Genomic DNA, 16,637 nt, shown 5'->3' on the forward strand with positions numbered 1-16,637 from the left:
TGCGTAAAAAACCAACCGCTATGTAGACAATTTGGTCTGCTTCACCACATAAAAATCGGCAGACCCAGCCTGTCGATGCGGGGCGTCGTAGAAAACAATCACAGTATCACGACAATCGCCCGTTTGCGGCTGCTCTGGATGGGTAACCGCCTTTTCTACATCCGCTTGAAGCGTCATCACAAATGCGTTTTTGCGCAGCATTTGGGGTGCCACATCCGCCAATGCCGGGATGTTCGCCTGCCGCCACGTTACGTTTTGCAGCATTTCATACGTTTGTTGCACTTGTTCCGGATCCTTTTCAGGATCTACCCAATCCGGCCATTGACGGGATTTCTCATGAAGCGCCATATCCAGCTTCAACAGTTCCCGAATGACAGGCAGCTGTTTTGCGTGACGCGACTCCAAGAAACGAAACAAGTATTCATAAAGCGACTTTAATCGGTGCCCGATTCGAAACAGACCATTCGCTTCCCAATAGTCGGCAAAATCCTGGAAAAAGTCGAACGGCGTATCAAACTCCTGCGCGATGATATAAGGCAGCGATACATCGAACTTGTGCGAATTGCCATAACGCTCCAGAATGTCTTCCACACCCTTCAGACGCAGTACATCTTCATAGGAAAGAACATTGTTATAGAAAATTTCATACGGCGGTTCGTCGCTCCACACATACCCGTGTTCGGCTGCCCGGAGTTTCACGCCGACCCCTTTCAGCATCTTCAAAAATCCCAACTGCAGTTCATCCGGTTTGAGCGCATACACATCGTTAAACGTTTGCCTGAAGGAGGCATAGTCTTCCTCCGGCAAGCCGGCAATCAAATCCAGATGCTGATGAATTCTGCCGCCTTCCCGGATTTTTGTCACCGTGTTCGACAGTTTTTCAAAATTCTGCCGCCGCTGCACCAACTGGTTGGTCAGATCATTGGTCGACTGTACGCCAATTTCAAATTGGAACAGACCTTTTGGCGCGTTCTTGTTCAGAAAATCGACAACATCCGGATGCAAAATATCGGCCGTGATTTCAAAATGAAACGTCGTTTCTTTCCGGTTCTCGATCAAAAACTGAAAAATCTCCAACGCATACCGTTTATGCAGATTAAACGTGCGATCTACAAATTTGATCTGCCGGACTCCCACATCGATCAGCGTTTTCAGTTCACGCTTTACTCTTTCTATGTCGAAATAACGGACGCCATCCTCGATCGACGACAGGCAGTACTGGCATTTGAACGGACAGCCGCGTGAACATTCGTAATAGACAATCCGGTTTTCCAACTCTTCAAACCGGTTTTGGTAGGGTGAAGGAATTACGTTTAAATCAGGCAACCACGCTCGGGGCGGATTTTCCCAAATCAAATCGCCTTCGCGATAGGAAACGCCGCGAATGCCTTCTGCCCCTCTCCCTACGCTGACTGCTTGCAAAAGTTCCAGAAACGTTTGCTCTCCTTCTCCTACCACCACAAAATCGACTTCCGGGTGCCGTTCGAGAAACTCTTTCGTTTCATAAGTCACTTCCGGACCGCCGAGTACGATTTTTAGGCGAGGGAGGACCTTTTTCAACCGTTTGATAACCGCAATCGTTTCCGTAATATTCCAAATATAGCAGGAAAACCCGACCAAATCCGGCTTTTGTTTATAAATATCAGCCGCAATCCGTTCACTCAAGTCGTTGATCGTATACTCCACCAAACGCAGTTCAGGAAAATAGGGTTCTACATAACTGCGCAGGTAACGAAGCGCCAATGAGGAATGAACAAATTTTGCATTCAGTGTGGAAAGCAATATATTCATAAATGAATCCTCCGATTCCTAAGCCAGTACCCTGATCTTTTCCTAGTATAGTACAGTTTTCTTTCCCATTCACGGCATCCGCCCTTCCATTTTCAGCCTGTCCCGCCATATCTGTATAGAAGGCGAAAAATCCGGGGCAAAAATACCCCGCATTATGTTGGGAGGGAATCAAATGATAACCGTTACACCGATCGAAATTGAGGGTCATACAGTCATCGGGGTTCAAGTGGAACTTCCGAAGACCAATCTGATTGCCATTCGGACGGAGAAAGGATATATTATGTGCGGAGCGTTGGACGTATCGCTGTTGAACGACAAACTGGCCGACCGCGGCATCATTGCGGGCCGCGCAGTCGGCGTGCGAAGCCTTGAGGATCTGCTCAATTTCCCGCTCGAGTCGATCACCAAAAAGGCGGAAGAAATAGGGATTCGAGAAGGAATGAGCGGGAAAGAAGCGCTGCTGCGTATGATTTGACAAAAATGCTTCCCGGAAGCGGACGCACAGGCACCGCACGTCCACTTCGGCGCTGGTGGCGATACATCTGTATGTGCTTACACTGCACGTCCGCTCTTGCACTGCGTGAAATCTAGCAGCGAAGGAGACAGGGTTGCCGTCAAACAACTCGCATGCATGGCTCTCGTACCGTGTAGATCGAAAACGGACCGTTTCGGAACAAGCGATTCGCGGCGTATGAATACACCGTGACGGGTCCGGTTTCGGTCACACGGAATGAGAGCTGTTTATGCATGTGTCGTACAGACGGCAACCGTGTCTCCGCTCATTAAAATTGATTTGCCAGCTCCAGCCGCGTATCAATAAATATACGAGGATCCATCTGTTCCAAACTGTCAGCAAGTTTTACCGGGAAACCGAGCAGCGCAAGAATATCCTTTTCCACATCGATACCCGGCGCATATTCGGTCAACTGCAGCTGTCCGTCAGCCATTCGGAACACGGCCCGCTCGGTTACAAACAGCACTTCCTGCTTCAGCAGGTGGGCCATTTTTCCACTGAATGTAATCTGTTCCACCTGTTCCACAAACTTTTTAATCCTTCCTTCCTGTACGATCCGCAACCGCCCCTCCGCAAGCTCCACTTTCAACCCGGCTGCTGTGAACGTTCCCATAAACACAACCTTACGACAACTGTGGGCAATATCGATAAAACCTCCTGCTCCGATCAATTGACCGTTAAATTTGCTGACGTTCACATTCCCTTTTGAGTCGGCCTGGGCCATACCGAGAAACGCCGTATGGATTCCGCCGCCGTGAATAAAATCGAACTGCTGATGCTGCGGCAAAATGGCGGTCGGGTTAAAGGCGGCGCCAAACTCCAGTCCCGTGGCCGGTACTCCGCCAATTGCGCCCGAATCCAAATAAACAGACAGGGATGATGCCACCCCTTCTTCCGCAGCCACCGTCAGCACGCTGTCTGGAATTCCAATCCCGAAAATATGAGTCTTGTTTGGCGTAAGTTCCAGCGCTCCACGGCGGGCAATCACTTTCCGGATATCGAACGGAAGCACGGGGTAATCGACCTCCCCTTCCGCTGCCGTATAAAAGCGGGGATCATGTCTCACATTCCATGTCTGTTTATGATTTTCAGGCTGGGCCACCACCACATAATCCACCAGATCGCCTGGTATTGCCACTTCTCTCGGCTGGATGCTGCCCTGAGCGGCGACCGATTCGACCTGTACAATGACGATTCCGCCATGATTGCGGACCGCTTGCGCAATAGGCAGGACATCCAGAGAAAGGGCTTCTTTATGCTGCGATATGTTGCCTGCCGTATCCGCAAACGTGCCTCTCAGAACTGCAACATCCGGTTGAAAAGCCCTGTAAAACAGATATTCCTCGCCGTTCCATTCTGTCAGTTCAACGATCTGCCCCTCTGTACGGTCATTGCATTTGGCTCCTTCCAGACGGGGATCCACGTATGTATGAAGTCCGATTTTTGAAAATAGGCCGGGTCGTTTTGCGGCTGTCTCGCGGTACAGATGACACATAACGCCTTGCGGCAATGCAAACGCTTCAATTTCGCCCGAGACAATCATTTCAGCCAGTTTCGGCGTCATAGAAAAATGGGAACCGATGATCCGTTTGATCATGCCCGGTTGGGCGAAATGGTTCATGCCCCGGTCTTTGCCATCTCCCTGTCCTGCCGCGTGAATGACAGTTAGCAAATGCGGGTGACCGCTGTTGCGAAATCGTTCCGCAATCGCTTTCGTCAGTTCTTCCGGGTGGCCGAACCCGATATACCCGTCATAGAGGACAGTTGCTCCGTCAGGTATTTTTTCAGCCGCCTGTTTTGCCGATAAAATCTCCATAGGCCTCTCCTTCTGCCACTATCTCGATGCGTTACCCAATTTCGTCTGCTCCTATAATAGCACCGGCCCGTCTGCTCGTCCAATTTGGCGTCTCTGTCCGTGTGACCGAAACCGCAGACGCGTACCCATACTCCGTTCCAGCAATAAAAACGGAATGCAACCCAAGTTTGCATTCCGTGCTTCGTTTGATTTCCCTTATGTCTGATTTCCCTTATGTCGCCACTATTCCAGAAGATCCGGTTGCAATCTGACAATTTTGTCCCATAGCGGTTGAAAACTGAACCAACCTGCCAGGTGGCTGCCTACCTGCGTTTGCGTCAGAGCAGCATTCTCCGGTTCGATCAGAATCGGTTTGCCTGCCGCTTCCGCCATAAGCTGTGCTTGACAGGAGCGTTCCATGGTTATAAACCACCATGCCGCTTCTTCCACTGTATGACCCACCGTTAGAAGTCCATGATTCCGCAAAATAACCGCCTTGTGATTACCTAGAGTCTGTCCAATCCTTCTTCCTTCTTCCGTATCCAGTACGACTCCCGTATAGTCATCAAACAAAGAGTGATCCTGATAAAATGCGCAAGCATCCTGTGTGATAGGGTCAAGCAGTCGTCCCAATGCGGACCACGTTTTTCCATAAACAGAGTGGGCATGCGCAGCGGCAATCACATCAGGTCGGGCCTTATGGACTTCGGAGTGAATGGCAAACGCAGCCCCGTTTACCGGCCGGTCACCTTCCACCACTTCCCCTAGATGGTTCACCAGTATCAAATCGGAGACTCGAATCTGACTGAAATGCATACCAAACGGATTCACCCAGAAATGGTCCGGTTTTTCCGGATCTCTCGCGGTAATGTGTCCGGCCACCCCTTCATCAAACCCGAATAATGAAAAAAGCCGAAACGCCGCTGCCAGCCGCTCTTTCCGATATCTTCTTTCTTCCTCCACTGTTTCAAAAGTCGGCGGCATCGTGATCCGCATGGTTCCTCTCGCCATTAAAATCCCCCCCGGTTTCGATTGCTTTCGATTCTATCTGTAACACGATTCAGAATAATTGTAACATACAAAAAACAAATTGAGCGTAAAAAAAACCGCCAAACGTAACCGTTTGACGGATCGACCTCTTTACCTCGGCAATTCTTCCACCCGAATTCCGCGATTATGAGCCGTGTGGCTCCATGTCTTATTGTTTTTCGTAAAGTACGCTACGACGGTGATCGGAAACCAAGTAAGCAGAAACACCGGATAGCCAATCAAGCCTACATAAGCACGCCAGTTCGCTTTTTCCAACAGCATGGAAAGCGGCAATTGAGCGTAAATCAGAATGCTCACAATAGTCCAATACTGCGTGGGGAACAACAGCTTTTGCACATCGGTAACGGACCACCAGGAAGGCATCACCCACTGCAGATAGAGAATCACCGTAATCAGGAAAATCATAAGCAGCCGCATCGGCTGGAACAGATACAAGGCTGCATCAAGCATCGCCCAATTGCGAGTTTTAATGCTTTTCACCAAAAGCGGCCACAAGAAGCGCGAGGCACAGTCGAAATGTCCCTGCATCCAACGCAAGCGCTGATTCCATGAGGCTTTCATCGTATTCGGCTTTTCGTCATAAACGATTGCATCATGCGCCCAAACCGGGTATACGCCCCGTTCCACACAACGGGCTGTGAATTCTACGTCCTCCGTCAGGGAATGGGCGCCCCATCCCATCTCCTTCAGGAGCTGGGATTCGATGCAAATGCCAGTACCACCAAGAGCGTTGGCCAACCCCAAGTTAAACCTCGGGAGTTGCCACATCCGATTGGTAAAGTAATAGGAGATACAGTACGAAATCGAGATCCACGAGTCATACGGATTTTTCGTATCCAGATAGCCCTGAATCACGCGTGCGCCATTCACCAATTTCTGATTCATGTGCAGCAGAAAATCGGTTGCTGCCAGGTTGTCCGCATCAAACATTACGACGGCATCATACTGTTTTTCCTGCGCCCACAAACGTTCCAGCATCCATTCGATCGCGTACCCTTTGCCGCGTTTCGTTTCGTCAAACCGTTCGCAAGGGATTGCGCCTGACTTTCTTACGATGTTGGCCGTTCCGTCGCTGCAGTTGTCGCAGATTACGTAGATATCATACAGTTCCTTCGGATAATCCATTTTTTTCAGATTATCGATTAATGGTTCAATCACTTCCTCCTCGTTATGCGCCGCCACGATTACAGCAAACGTTTTTTCGGGAGGAACCGTAATTTTTTCTTTTTTGTGATATAAGCCAAAAAATGCCATTCCCGCAAGATACGCGCTTGTAACTCCCACTAGGACTTGCAGGATAATAAACGCACCGTCCATCACGGATCCAAGCATACTCATAAAGACTTTCCCTCACTTTTTTATTCCAAAGGGTAAAAACAACAATTTACTATAGCACGTGTTGTAAAACACACACAAGTGGGATGAATCTCTTTTTTAACGGAAAAACGTCAATTTAACGATATTTCTTATGAAACCGAATCACGATTCTCTATTTTCTGGTATGTAGCTGCCAAGTTCTCCTAATCCATTTCGCCATTCAGCCAATAAATCCTTCTCGCCCCGCATTGCCATAAAGATAACAGAAAATAACACTGTAAATACCGATTTCATAAAACAAGCTCCCGTTTTTTCTTACGATCCAGATTGAACATATATGACAGGTTTTTAATTTCCGGTTTTCAACTGCTGCAGTCGGTCATACAGGGATGCAAATTCCCCGTCCGCCGTAATCGCGTCTTTAGGATAATACAGTCTGTATCTGATTTCCGGCACCAATGAATTGATCAGATGAGACACCTCGTGAATCTCCCGCAGCATTCCCTGTTCGTCGATCACGCGAATCCCCTCTTTGTAAAGAAACCCGCCTGTGGCAATCTCTTGGTAAATCAAATAATAGTGCGGATCAAGTCCCGTGGCTTGAAACGCGTCACGCATTTCCTGCAGACTGTCTTCTGTCTGCTTGTCGCACGCGACGGAAGCAAACAGGCGACGATCCAGAAAACGGCTCGCCAGATCGGCCAAAATGGGATCCGATTCTGACCGCCAACGTTGAAATGCATGCAGCATAATCGATTCGTCGAGACTCAGATACTCTGACACCTGTATATCAGACTCCCGTTTACTGAAGAAAGGAACCAGTTCAACCGGATGGTATTGTAAAAGGCCTTTACCAAACAGAGCTTTTGCCCGCAGCATGACGGACCGCAGCAACAGATCACTGCCTACTGTTTTGTGATGCAAGTACACCTGTGTGTACATGAAATAACGGGCCAACACATATTGTTCTACCGTATGAATGCCAGAGCTTTTGATCACAATATCGTTCTCATAGGGACGCATAACCCGAATTAAACGCTCCAATTCATATTTTCCGTAAATGACTCCCGTATTGAATGCGTCACGCAATAAATAATCCATCCGGTCCACATCCAACTGGCTGGAAATAATCTGCACCAGCAGAGGGTATTTGCTATCTTTGGCAATAATGCCAGCCACATCCTGCGGAAACTGTTCGTCAACCGACCGCAAGATTCCGTTTACCTCCGAATCCTCCATTAAAATTCGCTGTGTCCAATTCTCGTGATGAGTTTGAAAAGCAGTTTCAAACGAATGAGAAAACGGACCATGTCCAATATCGTGCAGCAACGCCGCGCATAGGGCCAGTTTTTCCACTCTTTCCTCATCCGGCCAGCCATGATTGCGATGAAAATGGGACAGCAGCTTGCGCATCGTTTCATAAGTTCCCAGAGAATGGGTTAACCTGCTGTGTTCCGATCCATGAAATACCAGGTAGGAAGTACCGAGTTGTTTAATCCGCCGCAAGCGTTGAAACGCTCTGGTGTTGATCAGATTCCAGATTAACGGATCTTTTATGTAAATCCAGTCGTGTATCGGGTCTTTCAGTACTTTTTCTTCGGCAAACCATTGCGTCGGCAAATCCGCTTCCTCCCTCGCATATGTTTCCAACAAAACCCGGTCTTTCTAAAAGAGTACCATATTTTTTTAAAAACAGCTTGCAAAGAGAATCGTTCTCAACTATTGATTGTGTTATAATGTAAACGTATAAATCAACGACCAACGGTCCTAAAGGAGTAAAGCAAATGGACGCCAACCGTGAACAGTTGCTTTCATTGTTCGATCGGCTCACCCCGCATCAACAAGATGACGTAATACATTTGATGAAAACTTGGCTGGAAATGCCGGTACAGAAGCAACCCACAGAGACAGGGGAATCACCGCAAAATCCGCCGTTGCAAAACCCGAGCTTTCTTAATGAATGGCACTGCCTTAACGCTTTGAAAAAAGTGGTGGAAAATCATTACGCACCCCGCGTTGAATTGGGATACATCGCGTTTCACCCTGACCTTGACAGCATTTCCACCGCTAAAACCAGGGATGCCGCCGAGAAGATGTATGTGCTGGAAGCGGCGTATGAATTAAAGGCGATTTTTGAGAAGGATCCAGACTCGGATGTTTTCGACAAAGAGGTACTGGAAACTTTGCATAAACATTTGCATTACGTTACCAAGTGAAGAACTCTTCACATAACAGAATCCCCGTTGTCATACTAAATCAGGCGAAAGCCGGAGTTTAGACCACAAAGGTTCCGCCGCTTCCGGCGTATACGAATGGGATGCAACAAACAAACCAGCCGTATCCGCCAATCCAGCCGGAAGTCAGGTTAAACAGATTGGATGACCGTGCCATTGCTACCTCTTACCTGCTTACACTGAAACGATCCGGACGGGACTATGCTTGGGCGGCATTTGAAACGACTGTTCCGCGTCTCCGAGGCTTCCTGGAAGATGCGTTTCGTATGTGTTCCCATCAAGCATATGAAGTTTGGCAATATATGGCTCGCAAAGGGTATTACCCGGTTGTTTACGCTCCCCAACAAACGATGACGACGCTGGGACATATTTATCAGCAAGTGCCCTATCAGCAACCCATGAATGTGTATAGCCACTGAAATCGAAAAAAAAGCCTATGGACACTTGCATCCATAGGCTTTTCATTCTTTAATTACGAGCAGGCGCCCGGTTTCCCGGCGTCATTTGCTGTGCGAAATGAACTGCCGCAACCGCAGCTGGACGTTGCGTTCGGGTTGCTGATTTTAAAACCGGCTCCCATCAGGGAATCCACATAGTCCACTTCAGCGCCGTTCAAATATTGCGCGCTGTTCATGTCAACCAGAACCTTAACTCCATTTTCTGTAAATACTTGATCTTGCTCCTTGGCACGATCCAGTGCCATTCCATATGAGAAGCCGCTTCAGCCGCCAGATTTTACAAAAATCCGGAGAGCCATGTCTTCCCCTTTATCCGCAAGCAAGGTTTTTACTTTACTTGCAGCAGATTCGGTCAATGTTACCATTGCATCTCTCCCCTTTCGTTGAGTTCTAGAGCTATTTTAACATAGTACTGAAAACGAGAAAAGTCTGATACCTTACACTTTTGTCATTTAAAAATACACCAACACACATTTAGGGTGTCCCAATTGAATCTGCTTACACCAATTCAGCTAAAATCAGATAAAAACTATCGTGTGGCCGTGAAAGTTGCGGACGAAAACCTGTTTTTTCCAGCTCGCTCTGCAAAAATTCCGCCGCCAGCCGTTCTTCCACCGGCGGGCCTGACTGTGTCTCTTTCTTCTCCCAATCGAGAATCAGCACTTTGCCACCGGGCCGTAAAATCCGCTTCATTTCCAAAAGCCCCTGCCGCAAATCGTTCAACTCATGCAGCATAAAGGCACATATCACTTTTTCTACGCTGCTGTCCGGCAGATTGATCTGCTCCGCTTCGCTTTGAACCATCCGGAGATTGGAAATACCCGCTGCCTCGCATTTTTCCTTTAACATCTCAAGCATCTGCGGTTCCACATCAATTCCATACACTGTGCCAGATGTCAAACGAGCGGCTGGAATGGCAAAATAACCAATTCCTACGCCGATATCCGCAACATTGTCCCCGTCTTGTATATGTAACGCAGCAAGAGTTTCTTCCGGCGGCAACAGTTCCCGCCGTTTCGGATTGTCCAGTTTATGAACTTTATTTGGATTAAAACGATGTCCCATGCAAACTCCTCCCCTTGTCTCTTCTCTCTATTGTACTTCAACCTTTAAACCGATAGTGACCCGGATAATCGTTTGCCAAAAAAAACTTTGCTGCAGATGTTCTGAACCGTTCTGCATCCGGGTCTTTCTCCACCTGTTCAAAATCGAGCGCCAGCCTCGTTCTCAATTCTTTGATCGAAACAGGAATTTCCGGATGCTCTTTCAGTTGCAGCAAGCGGTGAAACGCCTGCTCCCTCAGTTCGGTAAAACACGCATCACACATCACATGGTGTTCATCCACCCGGTTGTCGCATTTACAGCATTGATTTCCTTCCATCAGATCCCTCCCTTTTATCAGAATTGGCTGCAAACGGATGCAGGAAAACCAATTTCCCGCATCGAACATTTTACACACACATTATCTACCGTTATAACATTTTACCGAAACTTGTACACTACCGATACGGGGAGGAAAAACTCTAATGCATATGTGGGTGATCGCTTTGCTCATTCTGCAGTTGTTGTTGATTGTTGGGCTGGTCACTTATTTTAAACAGAATGGTTCCTGGAACGAAGAAGTGAAATATACGATTTTGGAAGAAGAACAGACCGATCCGGAAGTAGTCGACAACCCCTATCGGAAAGTTTGGCGGGAATATCTGTCCTCCCGTGAATAGCGTACCTTGTTTCCTCGACCGGTATGTACGGGCGTTCCCCTGGAAAATAGGCTTGCGGTTAGGGTATCTGTCCGTTACCTATTGCATCCTTCACGAATTTACTATTGATGTAAACGTGAAGGGAGGGCAAAACAATGACAGGAGTTTTTGGCGGTTGGACCCAATGGGCTATTGTATTCCTGATTATTTTCGTGCTGTTCTTCTTGCTGGTGCCGGGGGTTCCGTATGCTGGGGTTGCTGCGGCGAAACCTTGCGGCTGCGGCCCTGCCGGAGTGGGAGTCGCAGGCGCTTACGGCGCTGGTTACGGCTACGGTTACCCGGCCGCAGGCGCTTATCCGTACGCCTACTAATTTTTAGGAGAAAGGGATTCCGTCAAATGGAATCCCTTTTGTTTTACACCTTGCTAACATCCTCCCGGTCGTCTTTCGCTGCATTGTCAGCCACAATTGCCTGTTGGATGATGCCCGTCTTCACCATTGCGTTCGTCAACACCGTTACCGCCGCAAACAGCAAGACTCCGGTCGCTGCAATCACTCCCGAATCATTCAATAGAAAAACGGCCAATGCTGCCACCGCGAACGATTGCACCATCCGCCCCTCCGCCGGGGTAAGCGTACGAAACCAATCCGTCCAAAACTGATGGGCAAACAGCACGAGCAGGGTCACACACAAGAGCATTCCCCAAGGAGATACACGCAACAAATACCAGTTTAAAAGCCATTTTCGATGGATGATAGCAAAAAATTCATCGAATCCGCCATTTAAAAGCAGTGAACATATACGTCCGATATGGCTCTGCTGTTCATAGGGGACCAACAGATTGATAGCCAGTATGCCGCTTGCCAGAACCGCCGTTCCGGCAACCACCCAGACCCATTTTTTATAAAAAATCGCTGCTCTTTCGACCGCCGCCACATACATAAAAGCGATCGAAGCGGCCACCGCCCCTCCCGCATTCGTCCCCAAGCGGGGAGACGCCAGCAGATAAATGATTGCACCAAATACAAGAAAGGAAAAAGCCTGAATAATCGTTTTCCACTCCACATAGCGCTGACTGGCTAAATAGTACAGCAGCAGCACAGCCCCAATCAAAATTCCCATATATTCGTTGCCGATTCCGTAATAGCGATCCCCTGCCAACAAATCGTAGCCAAGCACCGAATTCTTCATCCAGTATCCCTGCTGCAGCAGATCTGGCAGGACCAGTCCAACTGTCATCGCAGACAGGAAAAAGAGTCTCCCCCTCTGTGTCTTAAACAGCGTCAGCGCGACAAACAGGATCGCCGACAGAATCCCGCATTTGACAGTTAAATCGGCAACGTCTCGGTAGCCAAGGATCGGCAAGAGCAGAAACACGGATGGCATCGTCAATAATCCGGTTAAAAGAACTCCCCATTTATCAGCAAAACGGACAGGCGCCAGTCGGCTGCTGATGGACCCTATCAGCACGACCAGCATACCGAAAACAAACCCTTTAACCATATAAGGGCGCACCCGGTTGACCAGTGATATTTGATGGACCTGATCCTGCAAATACGGCAGCGTCGAACCGGACCACATCAAGGATCCGATGACTTCACCGCCTGTGTTAGGGTGTTCGGGCAGCCCTAAATGTGCCAATATGGTAGGATTCATATCCCGTACAGAGACTAACCCGATTTGACGTGTGCCATTCGAACTGAGCAGCGAATTTGGATCAACTCCGCCGCCGCTGACCAGCAGTATGCCAGCGGAACAAGGACCTCGATCTTGTCCGGCAGTTGACAGATCACTCGTCACCAGCAGCAGATGTTTCAAATCCACGTCCTGCAGCAAATTCCCGACAAATCGGTCGGCAGCCTTCAACTGTTGTCGTTCAGTCAACCGCTCCAGTCGATTGAATTGAACCGTCAACAGGTTGCTGTGGTCGCGCAAAGCCAAATATCGCTTGTACATCTGTTCTTCGCCAACTGTTTCCGGTCCGATCCGTTCCACCCTTCCACCTGTTTGTCGAATGAGGGATTCTGCCGCCTCAATCCCCTCCGTTTTACGTACAGGGATCGATACATTAGCCGCGCCGCCTGCGGCCGCCATATCCAGTAAATGAGGTGTCGCCTGGCTGGATAACAGGTCCCATTTCAAACCGGGAATGACCACCACAATCACCTGATTCTCCTGTTGCCCCCAGGCGGCCGCAGGCGTAACCTGTAAGAGACTGAGGCATAGAATAAAAAGTTGAAAGAATCTGATTATCCGCCCGCTGCCGCGTTTCATGCAATCCCTCTTTCTATCCTAACGATTTCAGTTCCATTTTCTAGAATGCAAAAAAAGGAACCTGATTATACAGGCCCCTTTCTCGATTGGAACTTTTTAGTTTAACATACGAACTTGAACATTCTGTACGCCAAATTGACTGATACCTTGCGCATCTGTATCGATGTATATGTCAATCCGGTTGCCGCGAATTTTCCCGCCTGTGTCCTCCGCTACCGCCTGAAAGCCATCTGGCGGCAGATTCGGATTTGAGTAACCGGAAATCCAAACTTTTGTCCCGATAGGAATCACGTTTGGATCAACAGCAATGACACCTTGCCGGACAGTCGTTCCGGAATAGGTCTTGCCGCCATTTTTCCAATTCACATCAGATGGACCGTATGCGGTGGCCCGCATCGCCAATGTTTTTCCTTCGGTCGTTCCAACTGTCTGCGCCACTTTTACAACGGTTGGAGTCGCTTCTCTCAACGCGGAAAGACCGCTGCGGCTTGCTGCTATATGCGTACTGTCAACAGCAACCGTATTCGGCCGGTAGTTTTGACTGGCGGCTTGATCGCTCTGGGGAGCAGTTTGTCCACCCAACTGCGCCATTTCTCCGTTCGATTGCGCAGCTTGTTCGTTCGGTTGAACAGCTTTTCCGACTGGTTGAACCGTTTGTTCGCCTACCGGAAAAACTTGTCCACTATTTTGAGGGGCAGCTTGCTGTCCGGCACTGACTATTGCCGGAGATAAAAATTGGCCTGTCTGCCGATCATCCACTTTACTGGACAAATCGGCCAATTTGATCAAATCAGGCAGATCCCCTACGTGATGGGCTTGCCCTTCAACTGGTAAAAAAAGGAATGCAAACAAAGCACATGTAGCCTTAATACGTAACATACAGTCTCCTTCCTAAGCCTCCGAAGTTAGCTGACGGGTTCGGTAGAAGGTACCCTTGTTCCGGAAAATCGTTGCTCTCCGGTCCTTTCACCCCAAAAAACGGTTCCTCCGTACTTCAGCATGCGAACAAAGTCACGCATGCGCGGATTCGGCTTGTAAAATTCCTGTAAATTATACGAAATTGAAAGTAAAAAATCATTAGGAATCTGCTGGAAAAAAGCTTATTTTACGACTTTCACCTGTGCAATGTCAGGATCATCCGGTCCTTGCACCGGCAACCCCGCTTTCATATGTTCCCGGATATACTCAATATTCTCGCGAGTGACAATTTCTCCCGGCATCAGGATGGGAATTCCCGGCGGATACACCATTACCAATTCGGCAAATGTCCGTCCGATCGCTTCATCAAAAGGAACTACCTCTGTTTCTGAATAGAACGCCTCACGAGGCGACATGGCCAACCGTGGAATTTCCGGCAGACGCACCTGTACCATCGGTTTCCCGGTTTGGTACACATGACGCTCCGCAATCCGACGCAGGGCATTCAGCAAAGCATCGATCGTTTCCCTTGTATCGCCGCCTGTCACGATGCACAGAATATTGTAGAGGTCCGACAATTCCACTTCAATATTAAACTCTTCCCGCAAAATACGCTCCACATCATACCCGGTAATCCCCAATTTCACAACGGAAACGGTTAATTTCAGGGGGTCCAGGTCATAAACGGATGAGTTGTGCAGAATTTCTTTGCCGAAACAATACAGTCCGTCGATTCGGTTAATCTCTTGGCGGGCATAATCCGCCAGTTCGAGTGCTTTGTCAAGCATATCGTGACCGTTGATCGCCAAATGTTTCCTCGCTGTATCCAGCGAAGCCAACAGCACATAGGAGGTGGACGTAGTGGTCAGCATCGACAGAATCGACTGCACATGGTTCGGATTGACCAATCCCTCTTTCACATTCAAGACAGAACTCTGCGTCATCGAACCGCCCAGCTTGTGAACGGAGGTAGCCGCCATGTCGGCACCTGCCTGCATGGCAGACAACGGCAATTTTTCATGAAAATGGATGTGAACACCATGCGCTTCGTCCACAATCACAGGAATTCCCCTCTCATGCGCCATATCCACGATCGATTTTAAATCGCATGACACTCCAAAATAGGTCGGGTTGATCAACAAAATTCCTTTTGCATCCGGATGTTGCTGCAATGTACGCTCGACCGTCTGGTAAGAGACGCCATGCGCAATTCCAAGATTTGGATCAAGTTCCGGGTGCATGAAGACCGGTTGCGCACCAGACAGAATAATGGCTGCCGACACCGATTTGTGTACATTCCGCGGCACCAACAGTTTGTCTCCCGGTCCCACGACCGACATGACCATTGTCATAATGGCCCCAGAAGTACCCTGTACAGAGAAAAATGTATGGTCTGCGCCAAACGCTTTTGCCGCCAATTCCTGCGCTTCGCGAATCATCCCTTTCGGATTGTGCAAATCGTCAAGCGGAGCAATGTTGATCAAATCGATGGATAGAGCGTTTGAGCCGATAAAATCACGAAATTCCGCCGACATCCCACTGCCTTTCTTGTGGCCGGGTATATGAAATTGAATCGGATCCCGTTTTGCATGTTCCACAAGCATTGTAAAAAGCGGCGTACGTTCCTGTTCCTGTTTGTTCATTCAAGCTTCCCGACCTTTCTGCAAAAAGGGACATTGCAGGAGTCCCATTTCATAACAGCAAGTAGTATACCAGAAGCTTATCCAGCCGGAAAGAAAAAAACGCAAACCGTATGTTCAGGCAAAGATATCCTCTCGCTCCGTATGTTCAGGCTATAAATAACGTCTCGCTCCGACATAGCGCGCGCTCCAATAGGAGTTGGACAGGGAAGAGATGATCACGCCCTGCGACGAACTGGCATGAATAAATTGTCCATCGCCAATGTAAATTCCAAGATGCGACGGGCCCACACGGGTTGTTGTAAAAAACACCAGGTCGCCGACTTCCAGTTTGCTTCGGTCAACCGGTGTCCCATTCTTGTACTGGTCGGCCGAAACGCGGGGAATCGTCAGTCCGTTTTGGGCAAATACGTAACTGGAAAAACCGGAGCAGTCAAATCCTGACGGTGTGTTGCCGCCCCACAGATAGGGTACGCCTATATATTTTTTTGCTGTTGCTACAATATTGGCTTGCAGGATTGATTTCTCTTGCGTGGTAGGTTTCTCTTGCGGGATTGATGTGTTTTGCGGGTTTTGTTGCTCTTGGGGAATTTGTTTGTTTAGAACGCTGAATGTTTTTGGCCCAACGACACCATCGGCCGTTAACCCGTTCGCTTGTTGAAATTTGACCACCGCATCACGGGTGATCGACCCAAAGTAGCCGGTTTCCGTTGCTGAGAAATAACCCAGCTGCTTCAAATCTGACTGTAACGTTTTCACATCTGCACTCGACATTCCGGTTTTCAAAACGGTATCTCCGAAAGCCGCTTCCGCCATTCCATGAATCGATAAGGCAGCGATCATGGCACCTGCTGCCAGCATCCCTTTCCAATAACGTTTCCCATGTCGCATCTCTGTACCTCCCAGTATCACCTAGTTGTGGTAATGTTTCCAATTCTATTTTAAA

17 protein-coding genes, 1 pseudogene and 1 riboswitch are annotated in these 16,637 nt (G+C 48.7%); of the genes and pseudogenes, 5 read left to right on the plus strand and 13 right to left on the minus strand.

Going from position 1 to position 16,637, the window contains the following annotated elements:
- Positions 1-18 precede the first annotated feature (18 nt).
- Positions 19-1,791, minus strand: a complete 1,773-nt coding sequence (locus skT53_RS07695; RefSeq protein ID WP_200760513.1) for a B12-binding domain-containing radical SAM protein — start codon at positions 1,789-1,791, stop codon at positions 19-21.
- 172 nt (positions 1,792-1,963) lie between these two features.
- On the opposite strand from skT53_RS07695, the gene skT53_RS07700 reads away from it, so the two are divergent.
- Entirely contained in the window at positions 1,964-2,266 is a 303-nt protein-coding gene (locus skT53_RS07700; RefSeq protein WP_200760514.1) for a YunC family protein, read from the plus strand.
- 307 nt (positions 2,267-2,573) lie between these two features.
- Here skT53_RS07700 and skT53_RS07705 read toward each other — a convergent pair whose 3' ends face one another.
- The 5 genes from skT53_RS07705 to skT53_RS07720 all read right to left on the minus strand — a co-directional run bounded on the left by skT53_RS07705 (position 2,574) and on the right by skT53_RS07720 (position 8,087).
- Positions 2,574-4,121, minus strand: coding sequence for an acyl CoA:acetate/3-ketoacid CoA transferase (locus skT53_RS07705; protein WP_200760515.1), 1,548 nt, complete (start codon positions 4,119-4,121; stop codon positions 2,574-2,576).
- Between the two features lie 222 nt (positions 4,122-4,343).
- Positions 4,344-5,111, minus strand: coding sequence for a class II aldolase/adducin family protein (locus skT53_RS07710; protein WP_226375372.1), 768 nt, complete (start codon positions 5,109-5,111; stop codon positions 4,344-4,346).
- 129 nt (positions 5,112-5,240) lie between these two features.
- Positions 5,241-6,488 (minus strand): glycosyltransferase family 2 protein, encoded by a 1,248-nt coding sequence (locus tag skT53_RS07715; RefSeq protein WP_200760516.1) that lies wholly within the window; start codon positions 6,486-6,488, stop codon positions 5,241-5,243.
- Between the two features lie 141 nt (positions 6,489-6,629).
- Positions 6,630-6,761 carry a hypothetical protein gene (locus tag skT53_RS18835; protein ID WP_264176003.1) on the minus strand — a complete coding sequence of 44 codons (132 nt, stop codon included), beginning with the start codon at positions 6,759-6,761 and terminating at the stop codon, positions 6,630-6,632.
- Between the two features lie 54 nt (positions 6,762-6,815).
- Positions 6,816-8,087, minus strand: a complete 1,272-nt coding sequence (locus skT53_RS07720) for an HD domain-containing protein (RefSeq protein ID WP_200760517.1) — start codon at positions 8,085-8,087, stop codon at positions 6,816-6,818.
- Positions 8,088-8,251: 164 nt separating this feature from the next.
- Here skT53_RS07720 and skT53_RS07725 point away from each other — a divergent pair, with 164 nt between their 5' ends.
- Both skT53_RS07725 and skT53_RS07730 read left to right on the plus strand, forming a co-directional pair.
- The gene (locus skT53_RS07725) at positions 8,252-8,683 is read left to right on the plus strand and encodes a hypothetical protein (protein WP_200760518.1); all 432 of its coding nucleotides are present in this window, start codon (positions 8,252-8,254) and stop codon (positions 8,681-8,683) included.
- A 101-nt stretch (positions 8,684-8,784) separates the two neighbouring features.
- Positions 8,785-9,120, plus strand: a complete 336-nt coding sequence (locus skT53_RS07730; protein WP_200760519.1) for a spore coat protein — start codon at positions 8,785-8,787, stop codon at positions 9,118-9,120.
- A gap of 53 nt (positions 9,121-9,173) precedes the next feature.
- Here the strand turns inward: skT53_RS07730 and skT53_RS07735 are convergent.
- From skT53_RS07735 to skT53_RS07745, 3 genes and pseudogenes are all read right to left on the minus strand, one after another.
- Positions 9,174-9,410 (minus strand): annotated as a pseudogene (locus tag skT53_RS07735) (HesB/IscA family protein); the annotation flags it as partial.
- A gap of 247 nt (positions 9,411-9,657) precedes the next feature.
- Positions 9,658-10,224: a class I SAM-dependent methyltransferase gene (locus skT53_RS07740; RefSeq protein WP_200760521.1), complete on the minus strand. Its 567-nt coding sequence runs from the start codon at positions 10,222-10,224 to the stop codon at positions 9,658-9,660.
- A gap of 37 nt (positions 10,225-10,261) precedes the next feature.
- Positions 10,262-10,540 (minus strand): hypothetical protein, encoded by a 279-nt coding sequence (locus tag skT53_RS07745; protein ID WP_200760522.1) that lies wholly within the window; start codon positions 10,538-10,540, stop codon positions 10,262-10,264.
- Between the two features lie 145 nt (positions 10,541-10,685).
- Here skT53_RS07745 and skT53_RS07750 point away from each other — a divergent pair, with 145 nt between their 5' ends.
- Entirely contained in the window at positions 10,686-10,880 is a 195-nt protein-coding gene (locus skT53_RS07750) for a hypothetical protein (RefSeq protein WP_200760523.1), read from the plus strand.
- A gap of 134 nt (positions 10,881-11,014) precedes the next feature.
- On the plus strand, positions 11,015-11,230 hold the full coding sequence (locus tag skT53_RS07755; protein ID WP_200760524.1) for a hypothetical protein: 216 nt from the start codon (positions 11,015-11,017) through the stop codon (positions 11,228-11,230).
- A 43-nt stretch (positions 11,231-11,273) separates the two neighbouring features.
- On the opposite strand, the gene skT53_RS07760 is transcribed toward skT53_RS07755, so the two are convergent.
- From skT53_RS07760 to skT53_RS07775, 4 genes are all read right to left on the minus strand, one after another.
- Entirely contained in the window at positions 11,274-13,133 is a 1,860-nt protein-coding gene (locus skT53_RS07760) for a hypothetical protein (protein ID WP_200760525.1), read from the minus strand.
- Between the two features lie 96 nt (positions 13,134-13,229).
- Entirely contained in the window at positions 13,230-14,012 is a 783-nt protein-coding gene (locus skT53_RS07765; protein WP_200760526.1) for a 3D domain-containing protein, read from the minus strand.
- Positions 14,013-14,176, minus strand: a riboswitch (cyclic di-AMP (ydaO/yuaA leader). It lies immediately after the preceding gene.
- A gap of 57 nt (positions 14,177-14,233) precedes the next feature.
- On the minus strand, positions 14,234-15,694 hold the full coding sequence (locus tag skT53_RS07770; protein WP_200760527.1) for an aminotransferase class I/II-fold pyridoxal phosphate-dependent enzyme: 1,461 nt from the start codon (positions 15,692-15,694) through the stop codon (positions 14,234-14,236).
- 150 nt (positions 15,695-15,844) lie between these two features.
- Entirely contained in the window at positions 15,845-16,582 is a 738-nt protein-coding gene (locus skT53_RS07775) for a C40 family peptidase (protein WP_200760528.1), read from the minus strand.
- Between the last annotated feature and the right edge of the window lie 55 nt (positions 16,583-16,637).

It is taken from the genome of Effusibacillus dendaii (genome assembly GCF_015097055.1).
In the GTDB taxonomy this organism is placed as follows: domain Bacteria; phylum Bacillota; class Bacilli; order Tumebacillales; family Effusibacillaceae; genus Effusibacillus; species Effusibacillus dendaii.